Annotated in this window: 19 protein-coding genes; 11 read left to right on the forward strand and 8 right to left on the reverse strand. The window is 65.2% G+C overall.

Annotated features, from left to right (window positions below):
• Positions 1–40 precede the first annotated feature (40 nt).
• The 5 genes from AC3WW4_RS08790 to AC3WW4_RS08810 all read left to right on the forward strand — a co-directional run bounded on the left by AC3WW4_RS08790 (position 41) and on the right by AC3WW4_RS08810 (position 5514).
• Positions 41–403, forward strand: a complete 363-nt coding sequence (locus tag AC3WW4_RS08790) for a protein tyrosine phosphatase family protein (protein ID WP_488828024.1) — start codon at positions 41–43, stop codon at positions 401–403.
• Positions 400–2199, forward strand: a complete 1800-nt coding sequence (locus AC3WW4_RS08795) for a SulP family inorganic anion transporter (protein WP_488828025.1) — start codon at positions 400–402, stop codon at positions 2197–2199. Before AC3WW4_RS08790 ends, AC3WW4_RS08795 begins: the two co-directional genes overlap by 4 nt.
• Before the next feature lie 23 nt (positions 2200–2222).
• On the forward strand, positions 2223–2414 hold the full coding sequence (locus AC3WW4_RS08800; RefSeq protein ID WP_488828026.1) for a YgaP family membrane protein: 192 nt from the start codon (positions 2223–2225) through the stop codon (positions 2412–2414).
• Positions 2415–2731: 317 nt separating this feature from the next.
• Positions 2732–4909 (forward strand): catalase/peroxidase HPI, encoded by a 2178-nt coding sequence (gene katG, locus AC3WW4_RS08805; protein ID WP_488828027.1) that lies wholly within the window; start codon positions 2732–2734, stop codon positions 4907–4909.
• 113 nt (positions 4910–5022) lie between these two features.
• Entirely contained in the window at positions 5023–5514 is a 492-nt protein-coding gene (locus AC3WW4_RS08810) for a Dps family protein (RefSeq protein WP_488828028.1), read from the forward strand.
• 12 nt (positions 5515–5526) lie between these two features.
• On the opposite strand, the gene AC3WW4_RS08815 is transcribed toward AC3WW4_RS08810, so the two are convergent.
• From AC3WW4_RS08815 to AC3WW4_RS08840, 6 genes are all read right to left on the reverse strand, one after another.
• Positions 5527–6801 (reverse strand): NAD(P)/FAD-dependent oxidoreductase, encoded by a 1275-nt coding sequence (locus AC3WW4_RS08815; protein ID WP_488828030.1) that lies wholly within the window; start codon positions 6799–6801, stop codon positions 5527–5529.
• A gap of 102 nt (positions 6802–6903) precedes the next feature.
• Positions 6904–7194 (reverse strand): metal-sensing transcriptional repressor, encoded by a 291-nt coding sequence (locus AC3WW4_RS08820; protein ID WP_488828032.1) that lies wholly within the window; start codon positions 7192–7194, stop codon positions 6904–6906.
• A 93-nt stretch (positions 7195–7287) separates the two neighbouring features.
• The gene (locus tag AC3WW4_RS08825; protein WP_488828033.1) at positions 7288–7503 is read right to left on the reverse strand and encodes a YgaP family membrane protein; all 216 of its coding nucleotides are present in this window, start codon (positions 7501–7503) and stop codon (positions 7288–7290) included.
• 34 nt (positions 7504–7537) lie between these two features.
• Positions 7538–10846 (reverse strand): efflux RND transporter permease subunit, encoded by a 3309-nt coding sequence (locus AC3WW4_RS08830; RefSeq protein WP_488828034.1) that lies wholly within the window; start codon positions 10844–10846, stop codon positions 7538–7540.
• Positions 10843–11940, reverse strand: a complete 1098-nt coding sequence (locus tag AC3WW4_RS08835; RefSeq protein WP_488828035.1) for an efflux RND transporter periplasmic adaptor subunit — start codon at positions 11938–11940, stop codon at positions 10843–10845. The genes AC3WW4_RS08830 and AC3WW4_RS08835 overlap by 4 nt, the downstream gene beginning before the upstream one ends.
• Before the next feature lie 90 nt (positions 11941–12030).
• Positions 12031–12411, reverse strand: coding sequence for a DUF3592 domain-containing protein (locus AC3WW4_RS08840; protein WP_488828036.1), 381 nt, complete (start codon positions 12409–12411; stop codon positions 12031–12033).
• Positions 12412–12559: 148 nt separating this feature from the next.
• Between AC3WW4_RS08840 and yfbR the strand changes: the two genes are divergently transcribed.
• The 4 genes from yfbR to AC3WW4_RS08860 all read left to right on the forward strand — a co-directional run bounded on the left by yfbR (position 12560) and on the right by AC3WW4_RS08860 (position 17698).
• Positions 12560–13165 carry a 5'-deoxynucleotidase gene (yfbR, locus tag AC3WW4_RS08845; RefSeq protein ID WP_488828037.1) on the forward strand — a complete coding sequence of 202 codons (606 nt, stop codon included), beginning with the start codon at positions 12560–12562 and terminating at the stop codon, positions 13163–13165.
• Between the two features lie 4 nt (positions 13166–13169).
• A complete protein-coding gene (locus AC3WW4_RS08850) occupies positions 13170–14117 on the forward strand; it encodes a 3'-5' exonuclease (protein ID WP_488828038.1) in 948 nt (315 codons plus the stop codon).
• Positions 14117–15808, forward strand: coding sequence for a SulP family inorganic anion transporter (locus tag AC3WW4_RS08855; protein ID WP_488828039.1), 1692 nt, complete (start codon positions 14117–14119; stop codon positions 15806–15808). Before AC3WW4_RS08850 ends, AC3WW4_RS08855 begins: the two co-directional genes overlap by 1 nt.
• A gap of 105 nt (positions 15809–15913) precedes the next feature.
• Positions 15914–17698 (forward strand): Na/Pi cotransporter family protein, encoded by a 1785-nt coding sequence (locus AC3WW4_RS08860; protein WP_488828040.1) that lies wholly within the window; start codon positions 15914–15916, stop codon positions 17696–17698.
• A gap of 34 nt (positions 17699–17732) precedes the next feature.
• Here the strand turns inward: AC3WW4_RS08860 and AC3WW4_RS08865 are convergent, their stop codons facing one another.
• Both AC3WW4_RS08865 and AC3WW4_RS08870 read right to left on the reverse strand, forming a co-directional pair.
• Positions 17733–20873, reverse strand: a complete 3141-nt coding sequence (locus tag AC3WW4_RS08865) for an efflux RND transporter permease subunit (RefSeq protein WP_488828041.1) — start codon at positions 20871–20873, stop codon at positions 17733–17735.
• Positions 20874–20883: 10 nt separating this feature from the next.
• A complete protein-coding gene (locus AC3WW4_RS08870; protein ID WP_488828043.1) occupies positions 20884–22050 on the reverse strand; it encodes an efflux RND transporter periplasmic adaptor subunit in 1167 nt (388 codons plus the stop codon).
• 204 nt (positions 22051–22254) lie between these two features.
• Here AC3WW4_RS08870 and AC3WW4_RS08875 point away from each other — a divergent pair, with 204 nt between their 5' ends.
• Positions 22255–22713 carry a CreA family protein gene (locus AC3WW4_RS08875; protein WP_488828044.1) on the forward strand — a complete coding sequence of 153 codons (459 nt, stop codon included), beginning with the start codon at positions 22255–22257 and terminating at the stop codon, positions 22711–22713.
• A gap of 11 nt (positions 22714–22724) precedes the next feature.
• Entirely contained in the window at positions 22725–23195 is a 471-nt protein-coding gene (locus AC3WW4_RS08880) for a hypothetical protein (protein WP_488828045.1), read from the forward strand.
• Positions 23196–23209: the final 14 nt, after the last annotated feature.

The raw sequence follows: 23209 nt of genomic DNA on the forward strand, positions 1-23209 counted from the left end.
CCCCTTTTGCTGAACTGATTGAACTTAGCCGGAGAAGACCATGACCTTGAGCGTTCAAACGAACCAACTGTGCCCCGAGTTCACCGTGTGTGGGCAGATTTCGGTGGCCGATGTGGCGGTGTTCGCCCGTCAGGGCTATCGCAGCATCATCAACAACCGACCTGACGGTGAAGGCGGCCCGAGCCAGCCCTCCAGTGCCCAGATCGAAGCCGCAGCCAAGGAGGCCGGCATGGCCTATGTGCACTTCCCGGTGGCGTCGATGATGATCACGCCGGAGCAGGTCACCCGCTACCAGGCGCTGTGTGCCGATCTGCCGCATCCCATCGTGGGCTTCTGCGCAGCCGGTGGGCGCGCCAATGCGCTGTTCCAGGCGGTGGGCTGCCGTGTGGGTCGCCCTGCATGAGCCTGACGGCACCAGCCTCTGACCGACAGGCCACCTTGCTGAGCAGCGCGGTGCCTTGGTCCATGCCGCCCCCTTGGGTGCGTGCGTGGCGTCGTGCGTGGCTGGGCCACGATCTGACGGCAGGCTTGGTGGTTGCCGTGATGCTGGTGCCACAAAGCCTGGCTTATGCCATGCTGGCCGGGCTGCCACCGCATGTGGGCCTGATGGCCAGCCTGCTGCCCTTGCTGGGCTATGCCGTGTTCGGCAGCAGCACGAGCATGTCGGTGGGGCCGGCAGCCATCACCGCCTTGATGATGGTGCAGGCACTCTCGCCTTTGGCAGTGCCCGGCTCCGATGTGTACGTGGCCCTGGCAGCGGCTTTGGGTTTGGGTTCAGGCCTGTTGATGTTGCTGATGGGGCGCCTGCGCATGGGCTTTCTGTCGCAGTTGCTCGGGCGTCCGGTGGTGCAGGGCTTCACGGTGGCGTCGGCCTTGTTGATCATGGCCGGGCAGGCGGCGCCCATGCTCGGGTGGTCTTCCCTGGGGCAGACGGTGCCAGACCTGGTGGAGGGCGTGCGCAAGCACGTGCTGGACGCGAGCGGTGCCTGGCACTGGGACGTTCAGACCGGCAGCCTGCTGATCGGCTTGGGGGCCATGGCCCTGCTGTGGCTGGGGCCGCGCCTGATGACGGGCTTGGCGCGCACGGTGGGCCTGCCAGATTCCGCCGCGCAGGTGGTGTCCCGCTTGTGGCCTTTGGTGGTCTTGGTGGCTGCCAGCGTGGCAGCGGCGTGGGTGAATCGCCATACCGACTGGCATGTGTCGCAGGTTGGGGCTGTGAACGTCGAGTTGGGCGGTGCGGTTCGTGCGCTGTCATCTTTGACCGAGGTGCCGGTGAGGTCGTTGGCCAATCTGATCATGCCCATCTTGCTGATCAGTCTGGTGAGTTTCGTCAGCAGCATGTCGGTGGCGCAAACCTTTGCGCTCAAACACACCGAGCGCATTGACGCCGACCGGGAGTTGCTGGGCCTGGGCCTCGCGAACGTGGGCAGCGGTCTGGTGGGCGGCATGGCCGTGGCCGGCGGCTTGTCGCGCTCGGTGGTCAACGAGGCGGCCGGGGCGCGCAGCCCTTTGGCTGGGGTCTTCACGGCACTGTTGCTCGGTGTCTTGATGTTGCTGCTCTTACCCTGGCTGGCGTGGTTGCCCAAGGCGGCGCTGGCGGCCGTCATCATCATGGCGGTCTCGGGACTGGTGCAATGGCAAGGCCTGCGCGATGCCTGGCGCTACGACCGGGTCGAGGCCTGGGCCTTTCTGAGCACGGCCGCGGGCGTGATGCTGCTGGGCTTCGAGTCCGGCATCCTGCTGGGCATTGCCTGGTCCTTGGGCGCGATGATCTGGCGCCACAGCCAACCGCACATGGCCGAGGTGGGTCGTCTGCCCGGCACCGAGCACTTCCGCAACGTGCAGCGCTATGAAGTGGAGCGCCTGCCTGGGGTGTTGATGGTGCGCGTGGACGAAAGCCTGGACTTCACCAACATCCAGCATGTGGAGATGGGACTGAGTGACCTGGTCGCCAGTCATGCGCCGGTACAGCATCTGGTGCTGTTGTTGTCGGCGGTGAACCGAATCGATCACTCGGCTCTCCAGGCCTTGATCGAGTTCGACGATGCGCAGAGGGCGCAAGGGCGCACCTTGTACTTTGCCGAGGTCAAGGGCCCGGTGATGGACAGACTCAGGCGCGTGTCGCTTGACAAGCGGTTTGCGGGGCGTATCTTCTTGAGTGCGCAGCACGCCTGGGATGCACTGCAGACCGGACAGTGAGTTTTTAACCCAGGAGAATGAGCATGAATGCAAACGTTGGTGGTATCGACCGTGTGGCCCGCATCGTGGCCGGTGTGGTGTTGATCGGTCTGGCCGCAACCGGCACGGTCGGTGTGTGGGGCTGGATTGGCGTGGTGCCGCTGGCCACAGGCCTGAGCGGCTGGTGCCCGGCTTACCTGCCTTTTGGCCTGTCGACCTGCAAGATGAAGAAGTGAAGCGGGGCCTGAGGCCATGCATCACAACGAACGGGCCGCTTGCGGCCCGTTTGCGTTTCAGTGCGCCGGATGAGGATGATCAAGCCAGGCGGCGCGAGGCCGGTGCTGGCGTCTCATGCATGGGCAAGGCAAGGACATTCCGCCAGCAGAAAAATGGCTATGCCGGCCATGAGGATTCCCGATCGTGAAATAGGTGGCAAAAGGAGCCATTCGCGCTACATTGAATCGTGCTGGAGCCCGTGGCAGCCACGCAGTCAAGAGCTTGCGACATCAGGCTTGCACCGCCTCTTTCAATGACCCTAACAAAGGAGATCGACATGGATCAACAGAACTCTGGCTCGGCCGGCAAGTGCCCCGTCATGCACGGCGGCGCCACCTCGGCCAGCAGCACGAACATGGACTGGTGGCCCAAGGCCCTCAACCTCGACATCCTGCACCAGCACGATAGCAAGACCAACCCCCTGGGCCCGAACTTCAACTACCGTGAAGAGGTCAAGAAGCTCGACGTGGAGGCCTTGAAGAAAGACCTCAAGGCCCTGATGACCGACAGCCAGGACTGGTGGCCTGCAGACTGGGGTCACTACGGCGGCCTGATGATCCGCATGGCCTGGCACTCGGCAGGCACCTACCGCATCGCCGACGGCCGTGGCGGTGGCGGCACAGGCAATCAGCGCTTTGCGCCACTCAACTCCTGGCCCGACAACGCCAACCTGGACAAGGCGCGCCGCCTGTTGTGGCCGATCAAGAAAAAGTACGGCAACAAGCTCAGCTGGGCTGACCTCATGATTTTGGCCGGCAACATGGCCTACGAGTCGATGGGCCTCAAGACCTTCGGCTTCGGTTTCGGTCGTGAAGACATCTGGCACCCCGAAAAAGACACCTACTGGGGTTCCGAAAGGCAATGGCTGGCCCCCACAGGCAGCCAGGGCAGCCGTTACTCCGGCGAGCGCGACCTGGAGAACCCGCTGGCGGCCGTGATGATGGGTCTGATCTACGTGAACCCCGAAGGCGTGGACGGCCAACCCGACCCGCTCAAGACCGCCAAGGACATGCGCGTGACCTTCGCACGCATGGCCATGAACGACGAGGAAACCGTGGCCCTGACCGCCGGCGGCCACACCGTGGGCAAGACCCACGGCAATGGCAGCGCCGCCAACCTGGGCCCGGCCCCAGAGGGTGCCGAGGTCGAAGAGCAAGGCCTGGGCTGGAACAACCACACCACCCGTGGCGTGGGTCGCAACACCGTCACCAGTGGCATCGAAGGCGCTTGGACCACCCACCCTACTCAATGGGACAACGGCTACTTCCGCCTGCTCCTGGGCTATGACTGGTGGATGCAGAAATCGCCGGCCGGTGCTCACCAGTGGGAGCCCATCAACATCAAGGAAGAGGACATGCCGGTGGACGTGGAGGATCCGACGATCCGCTGCAAGCCGATCATGACCGACGCCGACATGGCTTTGAAGTTCGACCCCGAGTACCGCAAGATCTCCGAGCGCTTCGCCAAGGATCAAGCCTACTTCTCGGAAGTCTTCGCCCGCGCCTGGTTCAAGCTGACCCACCGTGACATGGGCCCGAAGGCGCGCTACATCGGCCCGGACGTGCCTGCCGAAGATCTGATCTGGCAAGACCCCGTGCCCGCAGGCCGCAAGGACTACGACGTGGCTGCGGTGAGGGCCAAGATTGCTGCCGCCGGCCTGTCCATCAGCGACATGGTCAGCACCGCCTGGGACAGCGCCCGCACCTACCGTGGCTCTGACAAGCGCGGCGGCGCCAACGGTGCCCGCATTCGCCTGGCTCCGCAGAAGGACTGGGAAGGCAATGAGCCGGCCCGCCTGGCCAAGGTGCTGGCCGTGTACGAAAAGATTGCTTCTGAAGCCGGTGTCAGCGTGGCCGATGTGATCGTGCTGGCCGGCAACCTGGGGGTTGAGCGCGCGGCCAAGGCGGCCGGTGTGGACGTGAGCGTGCCTTTCGCGCCGGGTCGTGGCGACGCCACCCAGGCGATGACCGATGTCGAGTCTTTCGACGTGCTGGAGCCCCTGGCAGACGGTTTCCGCAACTGGCTGAAGAAGGACTACGTCGTCAGCGCCGAGGAGTTGCTGCTCGACCGTGCCCAGTTGTTGCGCCTGACCGCGTGCGAGATGACCGCCCTGGTCGGTGGTATGCGCGTGATCGGCACCAACCATGGTGGCACCCAGCACGGCGTCTTCACCGACCGCGTCGGCGCGTTGACGAACGACTTCTTCGTCAACCTGACCGACATGGCCTACACCTGGAAGCCGACCGGTCGCAACAGCTATGCCATCGTCGATCGCAAGTCTGGCGCCACCAAGTGGACGGCTACCCGCGTGGACCTGGTGTTCGGCTCGAACTCGGTGCTGCGCGCCTATGCCGAGGTGTACGCCCAGGACGACAACCAGGCCAGGTTCGTGCAGGACTTCGTGGCCGCCTGGACCAAGGTCATGAACGCAGACCGTTTCGACCTGGTCTCCTGAGTTTGCGCCTGCGCAACAGTTGCGCAGGCGCAGATCAGGGCTGCTGGTCTTTGATATCGTCAGGGGATGGCACACGCGCAGCGGTGCCCCCTTTTCATTTACGGAGCATGAATATGGCAAGCAAATCCAAGAAGCTGTCGATGGACATCGGCATCAGTGAAGCCGATCGCAAGAAGATCGCCGAAGGTCTGTCGGCCCTGCTGGCTGACAGCTATACCCTGTACCTGATGACCCACAACTTCCACTGGAACGTGACCGGTCCGCAGTTCAACAGCCTGCACACCATGTTCATGAACCAGTACACCGAACAGTGGACGGCGCTGGACCTGATCGCCGAGCGCATCCGTTCGCTGGGCTTTCCCGCGCCGGGCACCTACAAGGAGTTCGTCAAGCTGGCCTCCATCAAGGAAGTGGAAGGCGTGCCCAAGGCCAACGACATGATCCGTCACCTGGTGGCTGCTCAAGAGGCCACGGCCCGCACAGCCCGCAAGCTTTTCCCTGTGGTCGACGAAGCCAACGACCAGCCGACCGCCGACGTGCTGACCCAGCGCATCGACATCCACGAGAAGACCGCGTGGATGCTGCGCAGCCTGCTGGAAGACTGAGCCGCGTCGCGCTCAGTGATCCTTCATCTTCATGATGCCCATGGCCTGCATGACGATTTTTTCGTAAATCGGCTCTGAGGTGCCTTTCTTCATCTTGCGGATGAAGTACTTTTCAAAGGCAATCTTGGCCAGGTGCACCCAGTACCCCTCGCCAAACCAGTTCACATTGCGCGGCGGGATCTGGGGCAGGGCAATGAAGGCGGCCCCGCGGTCGCCAAAGTCGGCCAGGCACACGGCATTCCAGGTGGCCTTCTCGGTGGGGTTGAACCCATCGAGCAAGGCTCGGATGTTGTGAGCCGTGGCCGTCACCATCGACTCGATCATGAAGCCCGTTTTGGGCACGCCCGTGGGCACCGGTGTCGGTTCCGTGGGGGCAATGGCCACGCACACGCCGACTGCAAACACATTCGGGTAGCGCGGATTGCGCTGGTGCTCGTCGATCAGCACAAAGCCTCTGGGGTTGACCAGCCCCTCGATGCCGAAGACGGCGTCGATGCCCTTGAACGCGGGCAGCATCATCGAGTACTTGAAGGGCAGCACATGGTCCTTCTTGGGCTTGCCGTCCTCGTCATGCTCGGTGATGTACATCTGCCCTTGCTCCACCTTGGTCACCTTGGCATTGCAGATCCAGCGGATCGCCTTGTCACGGAAGATGGATTCCATCAAGCTCTTGCTGTCACCCACGCCGTTGAGGCCGAGGTGGCCGATGTAGGGCTCTGAGGTCACATAGGTCATGGGCACCTGGTCGCGGATCTTGCGCCGGCGCAGGTCGGTCTCCATGATCATCGTGTACTCATAGGCCGGGCCAAAGCACGAGGCTCCCTGCACCGCGCCCACGACAATGGGGCCAGGGTCGGCCACAAACTTCATCCACGCGTCCTGGGCGTGCTCGGCGTGGTCCACGTGGCATACGGACTGCGTGAAGCCTTCCGGGCCTAGCCCCTCGATTTCGTCAAACGCGAGTTTGGGACCGGTGGCGATGACCAGATAGTCGTAGGGGATCTCCTGCCCGTCGTCCAGCAGCACGCTGTTGTGCTCGGGCTGAACGCGTTTGGCACCCACGGGAATGAAGGCGACGCCTTTCTTTGCCAGGACCGGGGCGATGGGCACCTCGATCTCATCGCGATCACGCCAGTCCACCGCAACCCACGGGTTGGAGGGGACGAAATGGAAGTTCGGTGCGTTGGAGATGACGGTGATGGTGTCCGTCTCCCGAGCCTGCTCCTTCATCTCGAAGGCCATCGGCAAGCCACCTAAGCCTGCACCCAAGATCACGATGTGTGCCATGCCCGCTCTCCCTGTTTCATACCTTTGGAGGTATGGGGGAGATGCTGAACCTCAGTGGGTTGGTGGGTTACCGGGTTTACCCTTGTCTTGGCGCTGATCAGCTCAGCGGATCTTGCCCAAGAGCTTTTCGATTTCGCCGAACATGTCTTGCATGTCGGCAGCCATCTCGGGCGACGCACCGAGCTTCTCTTGCAGGTGCTGCTCCATGAAGCACACCGTCATGCGCACATAGGTGCTGTCCAGGGCCTTGCGCACGGCGGCCATCTGCGTGGAGATCGGCAGACAGGATTCGCCCTCTTCAATCATGCGCTGGATGCCGCGCAACTGCCCCTCGGCACGCTTGAGGCGGTTGAGGATGTCGGTGCGACTCTTGTCGTTGTTCAGGGCTGCCATGGTGCAGTCGTTCGTCGGGGCGATCGGAGTAGGTCGAGCCGTCATTGTGCAACGCCTTTCAGGTGAGCCGCGAGGGAACTGCGTTGACGCCAATCAGCAGCAGGCTGCATCCTTGAAGCCAAGCTTGCGCAGGATGATGGCGAGGGGGCAGACGTTCGTGAAGCCGAACTGGAACAGGTTGGCACCCACGAAGGCGGTGAAAGCCAGGGCCCATTTCGAGACAAACAAGGGGCTGCCCTCTACGCCCAGGGCGAGCGAGAGCATGATGAAAAGCCCGGCAATGATGCGGATCATGCGTTCAACGGTCATGTGAAACTCCTTGAAAAGATGTCAAAAGTCGGCTTCAGGCCGCTTCCAGCTGGCGACGGTAGGCCGCGTAGTACAGCACCGGGATCACCACCAGGGTCAGCAGGGTGGAGACCAGGATGCCGAAGATCAGGGAGACGGCCAGGCCGTTGAAGATCGGGTCGTCCAGGATGAAGAAGGCGCCCACCATGGCGGCGATGCCGGTCAGTGCGATGGGCTGGGCCCGCACGGCCGCCGCCGACACCACGGCTTCCTTGAAGGCCATGCCCTGCGCCACCTGCAGCTCGATGAAGTCCACCAGCAAGATGGAGTTGCGCACGATGATGCCGGCCAGGGCGATCATCCCGATCATCGAGGTGGCGGTGAATTGGGCACCCAGCAGGGCGTGGCCCGGCATCACACCGATGATGGTCAGCGGGATGGGCGCCATGATGATCAGCGGCGTGCGGTAGGACTTGAACTGCGCCACCACCAGCAGGTAGATCAGGATGAGGCCCACGCCATAGGCGGCGCCCATGTCGCGGAAGGTCTCGTAGGTGATCTGCCATTCGCCGTCCCACTTCAGGCTGTAGCCTCGGAAGGGGTCGTCGGGCTGGCGGATCCAGAACTCGCTGATGCCGCCGGTGTCGGGCAGGGCGGCGGCAGCCAGTTTGTTGCGGATGGCGAACAGGCCGTAGAGCGGTGAGTCGAGCTGGCCGGCCATGTCGCCGAACACATAGCTCACGGGCAGCAAGTTCTTGGTGAACAGGGGCTTGTCGATGCGGCCTCGCTCCACGCGCACCAGCTCCGACAGGGGCACCAGTTGGCCGTTGGCAGCGCGCAGGGGCAAGCCCAGCAGCGTGTCCAGCCCCACCTGAGACTCGCGCGGCAGCTGAATGCGCACGGGCACCGGCAGCTTGGACTGGCCGTCGTGCAGGTAAGCGGCGTCGGCGCCCGACAGGGCGGCTTGCACCGCCTGGGCGACCACCGCCACCGGAATGCCCAGGGATTCGGCGCGTTGACGCTGCACGCGCAGGAACACGCGATCGGCGTCTTCCTTCAGGCTGGTGTCTACGCCGACGATGTCCGGGGTGCCGGCAAAGGCCTTTGCCACGCGTTGGGCCAGTTGCTGGCGGCCGGCCTCGTCAGGACCGTAGATCTCAGCCACCAGGGGTGACATCACTGGCGGCCCCGGTGGCACTTCCACCACCTTGATGCGGCCACCATGGCGGGTGGCGATCTTTTCCAGCTCGGGGCGCAGGCGTTGCGCGATCGGGTGGCTCTGTTGGTGACGATGGGCCTTGTCGACCAGATTGACCTGCAGGTCGCCTTGCTCGGCGTCGGCACGCAGGTAGTACTGGCGCACCAGGCCGTTGAAGGTGATGGGCGAGGCCGTGCCGGCATAGCCTTGCACATTGAGCACCTCGGGCTGCTGGGCCAGGAAGGCGCTCATGTCTTGCAAGGCGGCGGCCGTGTCTTCCACGGGCGTGCCGGCGGGCATGTCCAGCACCACCTGGAACTCGCTCTTGTTGTCAAAGGGCAGCATTTTCAGCACCACGCCCATGCCAGACGAGGGGATGGTGACCAAGCCCACCGACACCAGCAGGGCGGCCACGATGCCCAGGCCCATGACCCAGCGCTTGCGGCGGTGCACCAGCAGGGGCATCAACACGCGGTGGAAGACGCGCTGCAAACGGGCGGCCAGGCCGGTGGGGGCGTGGGCCGTGTCATTGCCTGATCCGTCAGCGGCGCCATGCGCGCCCGCATGCGATTTCATCAGCTTGAGCGCCAGCCACGGAGTCACCGTGAAGGCGATGCCCAGCGACAAGGCCATGCCCAGGCTGGAGTTGATGGGGATGGGGCTCATGTAGGGCCCCATCAGGCCGCTCACGAAGGCCATGGGCAGCAGGGCTGCGATCACGGTCAGCGTGGCCAGGATGGTGGGGCCGCCCACCTCGTCCACGGCGTGGGGGATGATCTCGCGCAGCGGTTTGCCGGGGGTGAGTTGCTGGTGACGGTGGATGTTCTCCACCACCACGATGGCGTCGTCCACCAGGATGCCAATCGAGAAGATCAGGGCGAACAGCGAGACGCGGTTGAGCGTGAAGCCCCAGGCCCACGACGCGAACAGCGTGGCGGTGAGGGTGAGGATCACCGCGGCGCCCACGATGACGGCTTCGCGTCGGCCCAGGGCGAAGCCCACCAGCAAGATCACGGAACCGGTGGCAAACGCCAGTTTCTGGATCAGCTTGTTGGCTTTCTCTTCGGCGGTCACGCCATAGTCGCGGGTGACGGTGACCTCCACATCAGCGGGCACCACGGTGTTGCGCAGGTTGTCCAGGCGCTCACGGGCAGCACGGGCCACGTCCACGGCGTTCTGGCCGGGCTTTTTGGTGACGATGAGGGTGACCGACGGGTAGGCGCCACCCGCAGCCGGTGCGGAGGCCGCCTCAGGGGTGTCTGCCGGGGTCTGGCCGGGGGTGTACCAGGTGTGGCGGCTGGCTTGCTGCGCGCCGGCCTCAACCTGCGCGACCTCATGCAGGTACACCGGTTTGCCCTGGTGCACGCCCACCACCAGTTGGCGCACATCGTCGGCTGAGCGCAGGAATTCGCCCGTTTCAATGGTGAGCAACTGGCTGCGGCCATTGGCCTGTGGGGCCAGCACCGTGCCAGAGGGCAGGCTCAGGTTGGCCGCGCCCAGCGATTGTTGCAAGCTGCCCAGGTCCACACCGCGCTCGCGCAGGCGGCTGGGGTCCACGGTCACCATCACGGCTTGGCCGGGGCCACCGATGGTCTGTACCTCACGGGTGCCAGGCACACGCTTCAGTTCGGCTTCCAGCGTGCGGGCCACGCGCTCCAGCTCCAGGGCGGATTGGTGCTCGCGGCTCCACAAGGTCACGCCCAGCACGGGCACGTCGTCAATGCCCTTGGGCTTGACGATGGGGGGCAGGGCGCCCAAGTTGCGGGGCAGCCAGTCCTGGTTGGCGTTGAGCACGTCGTACAGGCGCACCAGGGCTTCGGTGCGGGGCACGCCCACCTTGAACTGCACGGTCAACACCGCCATGCCAGGGCGCGAGACGGAATAGGTGTGCTCAATGTCGGCGATCTGGCTGAGCACCTGTTCGGCAGGGCGCGCGATCATGTTCTGCACGTCGGTGCTGGAGGCGCCCGGGAAGGGCACCATCACGTTCGCCATCGTCACGTTGATTTGCGGCTCTTCCTCCCGCGGCGTCACCAGCACGGCAAACAGCCCCAGCAGCATGGCCACAATGGCCAGCAGCGGGGTCATGGCGTTGTCCTGGAAGGTGCGGGCCAGTCGTCCCGCGATGCCCAGGCCAGGTTTTGGGGTGTCGGGGTGGGTGCTCATGGCTTGGCGGGCGTGGCGTTGGCGAGGCCGGCCTTCAAGGCGTCGGCGGCGACCACGTCACCAGGGCGTACGCCGCTGAGCAAGGTGACCGGGCCGGGTGAATTCGGCGGGGTGCCCGTGCGCACAGCCTGCAGCAAGAAGCGGCCACCGCGCACCACATAGACCGCGGTCAACTCGCCACGGCGCAGCACGGCCGTGGCAGGCACGCTCAAGGGCGACGCCGTGGAGGCGGCTTGGGCGGGGTCGATGCGCAGTTCGGCAAAGCGCACCCGCACGTTCTGGCCGGGCAGGGCCGTCACGTCTGGCAGGTCCAGACGCCACTCCACCGTCTGTGACACCGGGTCGGTACCCGGCAAGGCCACAACCTGCGTCGGGCGCAGCCAGGTGGTGGCGCCACCGGCGGTGGGCACCTCGACCTCCACGCGCTGCGCGGTGCGAACCTGATCGGACTGCGAAGCCGGCACCTGAACCACGGCTCGCATCGAGCGGGGGGCATACAAGGTCAGGATGGGGCGGCCCGGCGCAGCCAGATCGCCCATGTCGATGTGGGTGGCCAGCACCCGTCCGTCAAAGGGGGCCGCGACGGTGGTGAAGCCTTGCGCCAGGCTTGCTTGTGAGCGACCTGCCCGGGCAGCGGCCACGCCAGCTTGGGCCGCCTCCCATTGGGCGCGGGCGCTGTCGAGGGCGGCCGCGCTGATGAAGCCTTGCGCCTTCAGCGACTGACTGCGCTCCCACTGCATGCGGGCGTTGTTGAACTGTGCTTCGGCCTGTGCCACATCGGCCTGGCTGCGCAGCAGGCCCGCCGAGGTGTCGCGGGCGTCGATGCGTGCCAGCACCTGCCCGGCCTTCACGGTGTCTCCCGCTTTGACCAGCAAGGCGGTGACGTTGCCTGGCACCTGGGCGGCCACGGTGCTTTGGCGAACGGCCTGAATCACCCCGTCCCACTGACGCTCTGCCCCTTGCGCTTGTCCCTGCAACTTCAACGTGGGCACCGGCCGTGTGGCGGGGGCATCGGCATGAGCGGGAACCCAGGTGCTCAGGCTCAGCAACAGGGCGGCAGAGAGATAGCAGTGTCGTGCGAAGGGGGCTGCCATCGACGGCTCCTTGTTTGAATGTCTGGCAGAGTATACAAATACCCTGCAGGGTATGCAACAAGGGCCTACGCCTGAGTGACCAAGCCGGCGTCAACCCGGTATCAACACACTCGTGCCTGGCTTGGCTGGGTCGTAGTACACCCTGACCTGTTTGCCCACCGGGAAGGGGGCAATCTCGGCCTCGGCTTCCTCCTGGGTGAAATGGTGGCGACCAAACGCCCGCAGGCGCTTGCCTGTCATCGGGACGCCGTTGACCTCATAGCGGTACTGCACCTCGGTCTGCCAGCGGTGGCTGGGCGTGCCCAGGTCCTCACCGAAATCGTTTTGCGAATAGGTGCGCGACACCACGACCTCTCCCGTCACATAGGGCCACTCGGGGCTGTGCTGGCGGACCTGCCAGGCTCGCCAGGCCAGCACGCCAAACAGCAACACGAAGCCGATGACGATGTATTTGCCAATGTCGTCCGACATGAGGGGTGGGGTGGTGGGGGAACTTCATTGTGCGTCAGGCGTGCACCCCCTACAAGTGGCACATCTGACCCAGATGAACCACGTGGTCGGGTCTTTTTGGGGGAAGATGTGAACCCTCTGTTGACCCTGTTGATGTTCCTGCGTGCCCATGTCTCAGCCCCCAGCCTCTCCCAGCCCTTTTTATGCTCACCTGTCTCGTCTGCGTTTCATCAAGCGCTGGGGCTTGATGCGCAATGCCGTGGAGGAGGATGTGGCGCAGCACAGCTGGGAGGTGGCCGTGCTGGCCCATGCCCTGGCTGTCATCAGTCGCGATGTGCTGGGCAACGAGGTCGACCCGAATGCGGTGGCCACACGGGCCTTGTTCCATGACGCCACCGAGGCCATCACCGGCGACCTGCCCACGCCGGTGAAGTACTCGCCCGCCATGCGCCATGCCACCCAGCACTTGGAGGGCGAGGTGTGTGCCGAGATGCTGCAATTGCTGCCCGCGGCCTTGCAGCCCGCCATCCAGAGCGCGATGGACCACCACGTGTGGCCCGAGCACGAGGCACGTCTGGTCAAGTCGGCCGACCGGCTGGCGGCGTGGCTCAAATGCCGCGCCGAACTGCGCTACGGCAACCAGGAGTTCGAGCAGGCGGCCCAGCAGGTGCGCGCCAAGCTGGACGAGCACATGACCCCCGAGCTGCGTTATTTCCTCGACACCTTCGGCCCGGCGTTCGAGATGACGCTGGACTCTCTCATGCAAGGGGAGTGACGTCATGGCCCGCACGCCCAACCCCACACCCTTGCTGGACGCCAGCTTTGCCGACCCCGAGGCCATGGCCGAGGTGCTCGACGGCCATCCCGACTACCGGGTGCTGCGCCGCCTCAAGCCCCGGCGCGAGTTCGGCCACAAGCGCCAGGGCGAAATCGCCAAGGTGCTGATTCTGGACACCGAAACCACCGGCCTGGACAGCAGCAAGGACCGCCTCATTGAACTGGCCCTGATCCTGGTGGATGTGGACAAGGCCACCGGTTTGCCTTTGCAGGTGCAGGAAGTGTTCGACGAGCTGGAAGACCCCGGCCGCCCGATTCCGGCCGAGGCGACGCGGGTCACCGGCATCACCGATGCCATGGTGGCGGGCAAGCGCCTGGACGAGGCACGTGTGGCCGAGCTGATGGCCGGGGTGGACCTGGTCATCGCGCACAACGCCCGCTTTGATCGCGGCTTCATGGAAAACCGGCTGCCGGCCTTCGCCAAGTTGCCTTGGGCCTGTTCGGTGTCCGAGATCGACTGGCAGGCGCAAGGCCGCGGCTCGGCCAAGCTGGAGTTTCTGGCGCACGAGTTGGGCTTCTTCTACGACGCGCACCGCGCCGAGATGGACTGCCACGCCTTGCTGGCCGTGCTCGCGGCCCCCTTGCCCAACACCGGCGAGACCGGGCTGGCGCGCTTGCTGGCGGCGGCGCAGTCGACCAGCTACCGCGTGCAGGCCACCGGCTCCCCGTTTGCCAGCAAGGATGCGTTGCGGGGCCGAGGCTACCGCTGGGATGCCGAGCGCAAGGTATGGCACACGCAGGTGGGCAACCAGGCCGCTTTGGACGCCGAGTGCGAGTGGCTCAAAAAGGACGTCTACGGCGGACGCTCGGCCCGCATCGACATCGAGCGGCAGACCGCCCTGGAGCGCTTCTCCAGCCGCGCGGGTGAGTGCCTGCAGCGAGATCTGTGATGGTGGCCCATACCCTGGCTTACTGGTGGCAACGCTGGTCGCCGGGCCAGCCGACCTGGCGGGATCTGATCGCCGGCTTGTCGGTGGCCGGTTTGCTGCTGCCCGAGGCGGTGGCTTACGCCGGCATCGGCAACATGCCGCCGCAAGCTGGGGTCATGGCGCTGTTCGTGGGCCTGCTGTGCTACGGGCTGCTGGGCAGCAGCCGCTTTGCCATCGTGTCGGCCACATCCTCATCGGCCGCGGTCTTGTTTGCGGCCACGGGCAGTCTGGCGGGGGGGGACCTGAGCTTGCGCCTGGCGCTGGCCTCGGGGCTGGTGCTGTTCACAGGCCTGCTGTTCCTGGTTGGGGCGGCGGCCCGGGTGGGCGCCGTGTCGGCCTTCATTGCCAAGCCCGTGCTGCGGGGGTTCACCTTCGGTCTGGCTTTGGTCATCATCCTCAAGCAAGCGCCCAAGCTACTGGGTTTGCACTTTCACTCACCTGATCTGCAGCACCTCTTGCCGGAGCTGCTGGCGCGCTACGCCCAGTGGCATTGGCCCAGCCTGGTGGTGGGGGGCGCGTCCTTGGCCGTGATGCTGGTGCTGGGGCGCCTCAGGCAACGGGTGCCCGTCGCGCTGGTCATCATGGTCGTGGGCATCGTGCTGGAGCGCTGGGGGCACTTGTCCGACTTGGGCGTGGCCCGCGTGGGCGACATCCAGGTCAAGCTGGAGATGTACGCCGTGCCCGATCTCAGCCGTACCCAGTGGCTGCGCTTGGGCGAGCTTGCCGTGGCCATGGTGCTCATCTTGTATGCCGAGTCCTATGGCTCGATCCGCACGCTGGCCCTGCGCCACGGCGACCGCGACGAGCCCAACCGCGATCTGGTCGCCCTGGGCGTGGCCAATTTGTTCAGCAGCCTGCTGCATGGGATGCCGGTCGGGGCGGGCTATTCGGCCAGCGTGACCAATGAAGCCAGCGGGGCCAAAACCAAGTGGTCTGGCCTGTTTGCCGCTGGCGTTCTGCTCGTGGTGGTGCTCACGCTCTTGCCCTTCATCGAAGACCTGCCCGAGCCGGTCCTGGGCGCCATCGTCGTGTACGCGCTCAGCCACATGCTCAACCTGCGCATCTTTCAGCCCTATGTCCTGTGGCACCGAGACCGCCTCATCGCGCTGGCCGCCGTGGCCGCCGTGCTGTGGCTGGGGGTGCTCGACGGGCTGTTGCTGGCCATTGGCGTCAGCCTGTTCATGACCCTGCGCGGGCTGGCACAGGCGAAGGTGGTTGAGTTGGGTCGCATGGACGATACCCATGACTTCATCGACCGGGCCATCTACCCCCAAGCCACGCAAGAGAATGGCCTGGTGATCCTGCGTCCCGAGGCGCCGCTGCTCTTTGCCAACGTCGAGAGTCTGCTGGGGCAGGTGCGGCACGTGCTGCGCCACCGTCCGGGCTGGCACACCCTGATCCTGAGCCTGGAGGAATCCCCCGACCTGGACGGCACCAGTGTCGAGGCCCTGCGCGACCTCTGTCATGACCTGGATCGTGCCGGGCAGCATGTGCTGTTGGCGCGACTCAAGCGCCACGCTCATGAGGTTTTGCAGCGTGCCGCCTTGCCTGCCACGCAGCTGACGGTGCTGAGCATCGACGACGCCGTCAAGCTCGCGGCCGATCGGCGTGGGCTGGAGGCGCTGGAGCGCCGCGCGCCGCTGGCCGACTGAGCGTCAGTCAGGTTGGCGCGTGCCCGACGGCGCGTGGCAAGATGGCTCCCCCTGTGATGTTCTGATGGCCCGAAAGCTGAGGTTCCCTCTCCCATGTTGTTGCTCGTGAATCTCCTCGGAGGCATTGGTCTGTTCCTGCTGGGCATGACCATGCTGACCGATGGGCTCAAGCTCGCTGCCGGAGGTGCGCTCGAGCGCATTCTGGCGGCGTGGACCCGCACGCGGCTGTACGGGCTGCTCACCGGCATCTTGGTGACGGCCCTGGTGCAGTCGTCCACCGCCATGACGGTGGCGGCCATTGGCTTCGTCAACGCGGGCCTGCTGAGCTTCACATCGGCGTTGTGGGTCGTGTTTGGCTCCAACCTGGGCTCCTCGGTCACGGGCTGGCTGGTGGCCCTCATTGGCTTCAAGTTCAAGATCGACGCCTTTGCCTTGCCCTTCATCGGGGTGGGCATGGCGCTCAAACTCTCAGGCGAGGGCACACGGCGGGGCGGGCTTGGCGGCACGCTGGCCGGATTCGGCCTGCTGTTCCTGGGCATTGACCTGCTCAAAGAGGGGTTTGGTGGCCTGGGGCCGGACGCCTTGCCCGACATGGGGCGTGACCTCGGGGGCATGCTGCTGGCCGTGCTCGTGGGCTTGCTCCTGACCGTGGTCTTGCAGGCCTCGGCCGCCACCCTCACCGTCGTGCTCACGGCTGTGGCGGGGGGCATGATTCCGGTCGAAACCGGTGCGGCCATCGTGATCGGGGCCAACATCGGCACCACGCTCACCGGCATCATTGCGGCCATCAATGCCACCCCCAATGCCCGCCGCTTGGCTGCGGCGCACGTCTTTTTCAACGTGGTCACGGCCCTGGTGGCGTTCACGCTGCTGTCGCCGCTGCTCAAGCTGATTCAGTACATCGGCATCCAGTTTGCCGACGATGGCAACCCGGTGGCCCAGCTGGTGATCTTTCACTCGGTGTTCAACGCGCTGGGGGTGCTGCTGATGTGGCCGTTGTCCACGCCGCTGGTGCGCTTTCTGCAAGCGCGGTTCCAGACGGTCGAGGAAGATGAGCTGCGTCCACACTACCTGGACCTCAACGTCGCCTCGGTGCCGGCGCTGGCCCTGCAGGCCTTGCGCCGTGAGTTGGCCCGCATGGGGCACCTGGCGTTGCAGCTCGCCACGGAGGCCACCCATCTCAACCCCACCAGCTTGCCCCGCACGGTGCCCGCGCCGCAGGCCGAGACCAGACTGGCGCGCAAGCTGGCGGTGGTCGAGCACCTGCAAAAGGACATTGGCAGCTTTGTCAGCCAGATGAGTCGGCAACCGCTGCACCAGGATGTGGCCGGCAAGCTGCCCGAACTGCTGCGCATCGCCACCTACTTCGACACCCTGTCGCGTGTGATGTACCACGTCGGTGTGCTGGGGGCGCACGATGTGCGCACCGTGGACCTGGGGACGGACGGGGCATCCAGTCACCCCGTTCCGGCGCCGTTCGGGATCAAGGCCCCCCTGGCCGATTTGCCCAGTGCGGTGGCGCCGGTTTTCATCGCCGCGCTGGCATTTTTCAAGTCTGCCGACCCGGAGAGCGATGCCCGCTCTATCGAAGGCAAGTGGCTGGCCAGCGAAGCCCGCGATGCCTTCGAGGACACCTACCAGACCACCAAGGCCCAATTGCTGCACGCCGGTGCGAGCGGGCAATTCCCGGTCACCGAGGTCTATGACTGGCTGGCCCGCCTGAGTGACCTGCGGCGTGCGGTGGAGCAGGGGCACAAGGCCTCGCAGCGCCTGTCTGCGCTCGCTGATCTGGCACCGACCCCCACCAACGCGACCGAAACGCCGCCGTTCCGTGAAACCGTGCCCGCTGAACAGCCAACGGGTCCGGTCAGCCCGGTCACCGAAAACTGAGGGCGAACGCGGGTGCGCGCTCGTCCATCCGGGCTCATTCTGCGCTGGCCGGCCGGGACTTGAACCAGCTGCGCACCAGCAAGAAGAACACCGGCACGAAGAACAGGCCCAGCACGGTCGAAAACACCATGCCGCCCAGCACGGCGGTACCGATGGCCTGGCGGCCTGCAGCCCCCGCGCCGGTGCCAATGGCCAAGGGGATCACCCCGAAGCCGAACGCCAGCGAGGTCATGATGATGGGGCGCAGGCGCAGCCGCACGGCTTCCAGCGTGGCGTCGAACACCGCACGGCCTTCTTCCTGCAGCTTGGTGGCGAACTCCACGATCAGGATCGCGTTTTTCGAGGCCAGGCCCACCGTGGTCAACAGGCCCACCTGGAAGTACACATCGTTGGCAAACTCGCGGGCGCCGGTGAAGATCAGCGCACCCACCACGCCCAGCGGCACCGACAGGATCACCGACAAGGGTACCGTCCAGCTCTCGTACAGCGCGGCCAGGCACAGGAACACGAACAGGATGGAGATGGCGTAGAGCAGAGGGGCTTGCTCGCCCGACAGCCGCTCCTGGAGCGAGGCGCCCGTCCACTCGTGCGCAATGCCCAGCGGCATGTCCTTCATCATCTCGTCGATGGCGGACATCGCGTCGCCCGTGCTCACGCCCGCCGGGGTCGAGCCCGTGAACTCGAAGGCCGGGCTGCCGTTGTAGCGCCGCACCTCGGGCGGCCCACCCGTCCACGTCGTCTCGGAAAACGCCGAGAAGGGCACCATCTCGCCGTTCTTGTTGCGCACGGTCCAGTCGCCGATGTCCTGAGGCAACATGCGGAAGGGCGCATCGGCCTGCATGTACACCCGCTTGACCCGACCGTTGTGCAGGAAGTCGTTGAGATACGTGCCGCCCAGCGCACTGCTCAACACCGCGTTCACGTCCGAGGTGGCCAAACCCAGCGCCGCCGCCTTGCGGTCATCGATCAGCACGCCGAGCTGGGCCGTGTCGTCCAGGTTCGTCGAGCGCACATTGATCATCACATCGCCGCGCTCGCGGGCCTTGGCCAGCAAGGTGTCCTTGGCCTGGGTCAGCGCTTCATGACCCAGACCATTGATGTCCTTGAGCTGAAAGTTGAAGCCTGCCGTGCTCCCCAAGCCTCGCACCACCGGGGGCAGGCTCACGATGATGCGGGCGTCCCGGATCTTGGCCAGATCGCGGGTGGCCTTGCGCGCCAGCACCTCGGCCTGCTGCTGCGGGTTCGGGCGCTCGCTCCAGTCCTTCAAACGGACGAAGCCCCGCGCCGAACTCTGATCCCCACCGCGGCCCAGGATGGCATTGAAGCTGATCACATCGGGCTGTTTGCCCATGTAGTCGTTCACCTCTGCCAGCACGGCCCGCAGGCGGGCATCCGAGGCACCCGGCGGCAGGTTCACCTGAATCTGCATGATGCCCTGGTCTTCGTTGGGCAAAAACGAGGTTGGCAAGCGCAGGAACAGCACTGCCGTGACGCCACACAGCATCAGGTACACCAGCCCGACACGCTTGCTGCGCCGCAGCAAGCCGCCCACGCCACGCTGGTAGCGGTGCGAGGTGCGGTCAAAGTGGTGGTTGAACCACAGGAAGAAGCGGTCGTTCAGGCCCAGCAAGCCCTTGCGGGGCCCCCCGCCATGGGCATCGTGCTGACCCTTGTGGATGGGCTTGAGCAGCGTCGCGCACAAGGCTGGCGTCAACGTCAGCGCCACGAACACCGACAAGGCCATCGCCGCCACGATGGTGATCGAAAACTGCCGGTAGATCACCCCGGTCGAGCCCCCGAAAAACGCCATCGGGATGAACACCGCCGACAAGGTCACGCCGATGCCGATCAGGGCCGGTGTGATCTCGCGCATCGACTTGCGAGCGGCCTCCTTCGGAGGCAGCCCTTCTTCGCTCATCACCCGCTCGACGTTCTCCACCACCACGATGGCATCGTCCACCAGCAGCCCAATGGCCAGCACCATGGCAAACATCGTCAGCATGTTGATGGAGTAGCCCGCCACCGACAGCACACCGAAAGTGCCCAGCAGCACCACCGGCACCGCAATCGCCGGAATCAGCGTGGCACGGAAGTTCTGCAAGAACAGGTACATCACCACGAAGACCAGCAGCATGGCCTCCAGCAACGTCTTGACCACTTCTTCAATCGACGCACGCACGAACGGCGACGAGTCGCGCGTCACGAAAGGCACCAGGTCAGGCGGAAAGTAGGGCGACAGCTCCTTGATTTTGGCGTGCACCGCGTCGGCCACCGCCATGGCGTTGGCACCATCGGCCAGCACAATCCCCATCCCCGCGCCGGGCTTGCCATTGCGGGTCGAGGCCGAGTTCGGGTTGTCGCTGCCCAGCTCCACACGGGCCACATCCTTCAGCAGCACCAACGAGCCATCGGGCGCCGACTTCAGCAACACGTTCTCGAACTGCGCGACCGTCTGCAGCTTGCTGCGTGCCGTGATCGTGGCATTGAGCTGCTGCCCGGGCAAAGCCGGCAGATTACCCAGCTTGCCCGCCGACACCTGCGTGTTCTGCGCCTGAATGGCGCTGGCAATGTCCGATGGCATCAGCGCGTACTTCTCCAGCTTGGCTGGGTCCATCCAGATCCGCATCGCGTAGTTGGTGCCCAGCACCTGAACCTCGCCCACGCCGTCCACCCGCCCGATCACGTCCACCAGGTTGGTGGTGATGAAGTCCCCCACGTCCACCGCCGTCACATCGGGGTCAGACGAGGTGAAGTGGTAAATCATCAGGAAGTCATTGCCGCCCTTTGTCACCGTTACGCCGCGGCTCTGCACCGCAGGCGGCAGGCGCGACATCGCCTGTTGCAGCTTGTTTTGCACTTGCATCTGCGCCAGGTCCACATTGGTGCCGGGCAGGAAGGTGAGGGTGGTGCGAGAACTGCCCGACGCGTCGCTCGACGAGTCCATGTACAGCAGGTTGTCGATGCCCTTGAGCTGCTGCTCAATCACCTGAGACACCGAGCTGTCCACCGTCTCGGCCGACGCACCGGTGTAGGTCGCGCTGATGCTGACCTGTGGCGGGGCGATCTCCGGATACTGCTCGATCGGCAAGGTCTGAAGAGCCAGCCCGCCACCCAACATGATGACGATGGCAATCACCCACGCAAAAATGGGGCGGTTGATGAAGAAATGCGCCATGACCCGGACCTCAGCGTGCGGCAGGCGCCGACGAGGCAGCTGCGCTGGCCTTGCCTGCCACCTGACCCGCTGCCTTGGCGGTCGCATCCACCGTCTTCACCTGGTCACCGGGCTTGATGCGCTGCAAGCCATCCACCACGATGGCGTCGCCTGCTTTCACGCCGCTGTTCACACGCCAGTGCGCGCCCACGGCCTCGGCGGCCTCGATCAGGCGGCGCTCCACCTTGTTGTCGGGCGTCACCACCAGCACACTGGCTTTGCCGCTCAACTCGCGCTTGACCGCCTGTTGCGGTACCAGCAGGGCGTCAGGCACCAGCCCGGTGGCCAGGCGCGCCCGCACATACATGCCCGGCAACAGCACCCGGTCAGGGTTCGGCACCTGGGCGCGCAAGGTGATGGCGCCCGTGGAGGTGTTGACATTCACCCCTTCAAACTTCAAGGTGGCGGCGTGGGGATAGACACTGCCATCTTCCAGCACGATGCGTACCTGCGCCGCGCCCGAGGGATGACGCTCGAAGTGCCCGGCAGCCAGTTCTCGCTGCAAGCGCAGCACCTCGGTGCTCGACTGCGTGATGTCCACGTGCATCGGGTCCAGTTGCGTGATCTGGGTCAGCGCCGCCGTCTGGTTGGCCGTCACCAGCGCGCCCAGGGTGATGTTGGACAGGCCCACCCGTCCGCCAATCGGCGCCACGATGCGGGTGTAATCCAGATTGATCTGTGCCTGGGCCAGCGCAGCCTGAGCCGCTGACCACTCGGCCGCCGTCTGCTGCACAGCGGCCTGGCTTTCCTCGAACACCTGCTGACTGACCGCCTGTTGTTTCACCAGGTCCGCATTGCGCTTGAAATTCAGCTCGGCCAGCCGTGCCGCCGCCTGGGCCTTGGCGGCGGCCGCCTTGGCACTCGCCACCGCCACCTCATACGTCCGTGCATCGATTTGGTACAGCGGCTGGCTGGCCTTCACCGTCTCGCCCTCGCTGAACAGACGCTGACGAATGATGCCGCTCACCTGAGGACGCACATCGGCCGCCTGCACCGCCACCGTGCGCCCGGGCAACTCGGTACTCAGCGCCTGCGCCTCGGCCTTCAACACCAGCACGCCCACGGTGGTGGGCTCTTTTTTGCCTGCCTTGGCCTCGTCTGCTTTGCCGCCGCAGGCCGACAGGGCCAGTGCAGTCACCAAGGCAAGCCACAGCGCGGGGCGGGGGGCAGCGATCGAAGGGGGGAGCGGGCGCGCAGCAGCGCCAAAGGCAGGAAACGGCATCGTGATTCAGGTTCTGGAACGGTTCTGCGGATTCTGACGGAGTCATGTGAACGAACCGTAAAGCAAGCGCATGACCCCATGCCACGACAAGGTGGGGACAGAGCCGACTATCATGCTCTCATGAGAACCCGTGCTGCTGCCGCGCCCCTGCTGCTCCTTGCCCTGCTGACGTCCGCTCAAGCGGAAACCGTGGGCTGTGTGACGACGGCCTGGAAGTTCTGGGGCGCCAACCACAAGGTCTGCGTCGAAGCCTTCGCCGATCCCAAGGTGCCCGGCGTCACCTGCCATGTCAGCCAGGCCCGCACGGGCGGCGTCAAAGGCACGTTTGGCCTGGCCGAAGACCCCAGCCAGTTCTCGCTGGCCTGCCGCCAGACCGGGCCCATCACGCTCCCGGCCAAGCTGCCCGACAACGAAACCGTCTTCAGCGAAGACACCTCCATCCTGTTCAAAGAAACCCGCGTCGTGCGCATGTGGGATGCCAAGCACCGCACGCTCGTCTATGTCGGCATCAGCCGCAAGCTCATCGACGGCGCGCCGGCCAACAGCATCTCCACCGTGCCCGTGATGCCGTGGCGCTGAACCCTGTATTGATGAAACAAGACTCCGCTCCCTTGCTAGCCTGGCACTACACGTTGGGCAGTCATCTGCTTCGCATCCTCGAAAACGGGCACATCCTGCCCCACGACCAGCCCGACACGCCCGCCGTGGAATGCCCGCTGGTGTGGTTCTCGCTGAACCAGCGCTACGAGCCTTCTGCGGCCAAGCGTCTGGAGGTGAACGGCGTTGCGCAGCCGCCCACGCTGGACGTCATGCGCCAACTTGGCAACGGGGTGTATCGCCTGGGCGTGCCGCCCCGCAGCCTGTTGACCGGTGAGACCCTGCGCAAGCACGCCCGCATCAGCAAAGACCGCTGGCAGGCCCTGACCCAGCAGGCGCAGGCCTGCGGGGCGGTTATTTCCGAGTGGTACGGCACCATCGACCCGGTGCCGGCCTCCGACTGCGTCATTGAGGTCTGTCAGCCTGATGGCAACTGGTCTCGCGTGGCCTCGTCGCAGCGCTGAAAAACGGAGCCCCC

Source organism: Aquabacterium sp. TM01 (assembly GCF_057808345.1).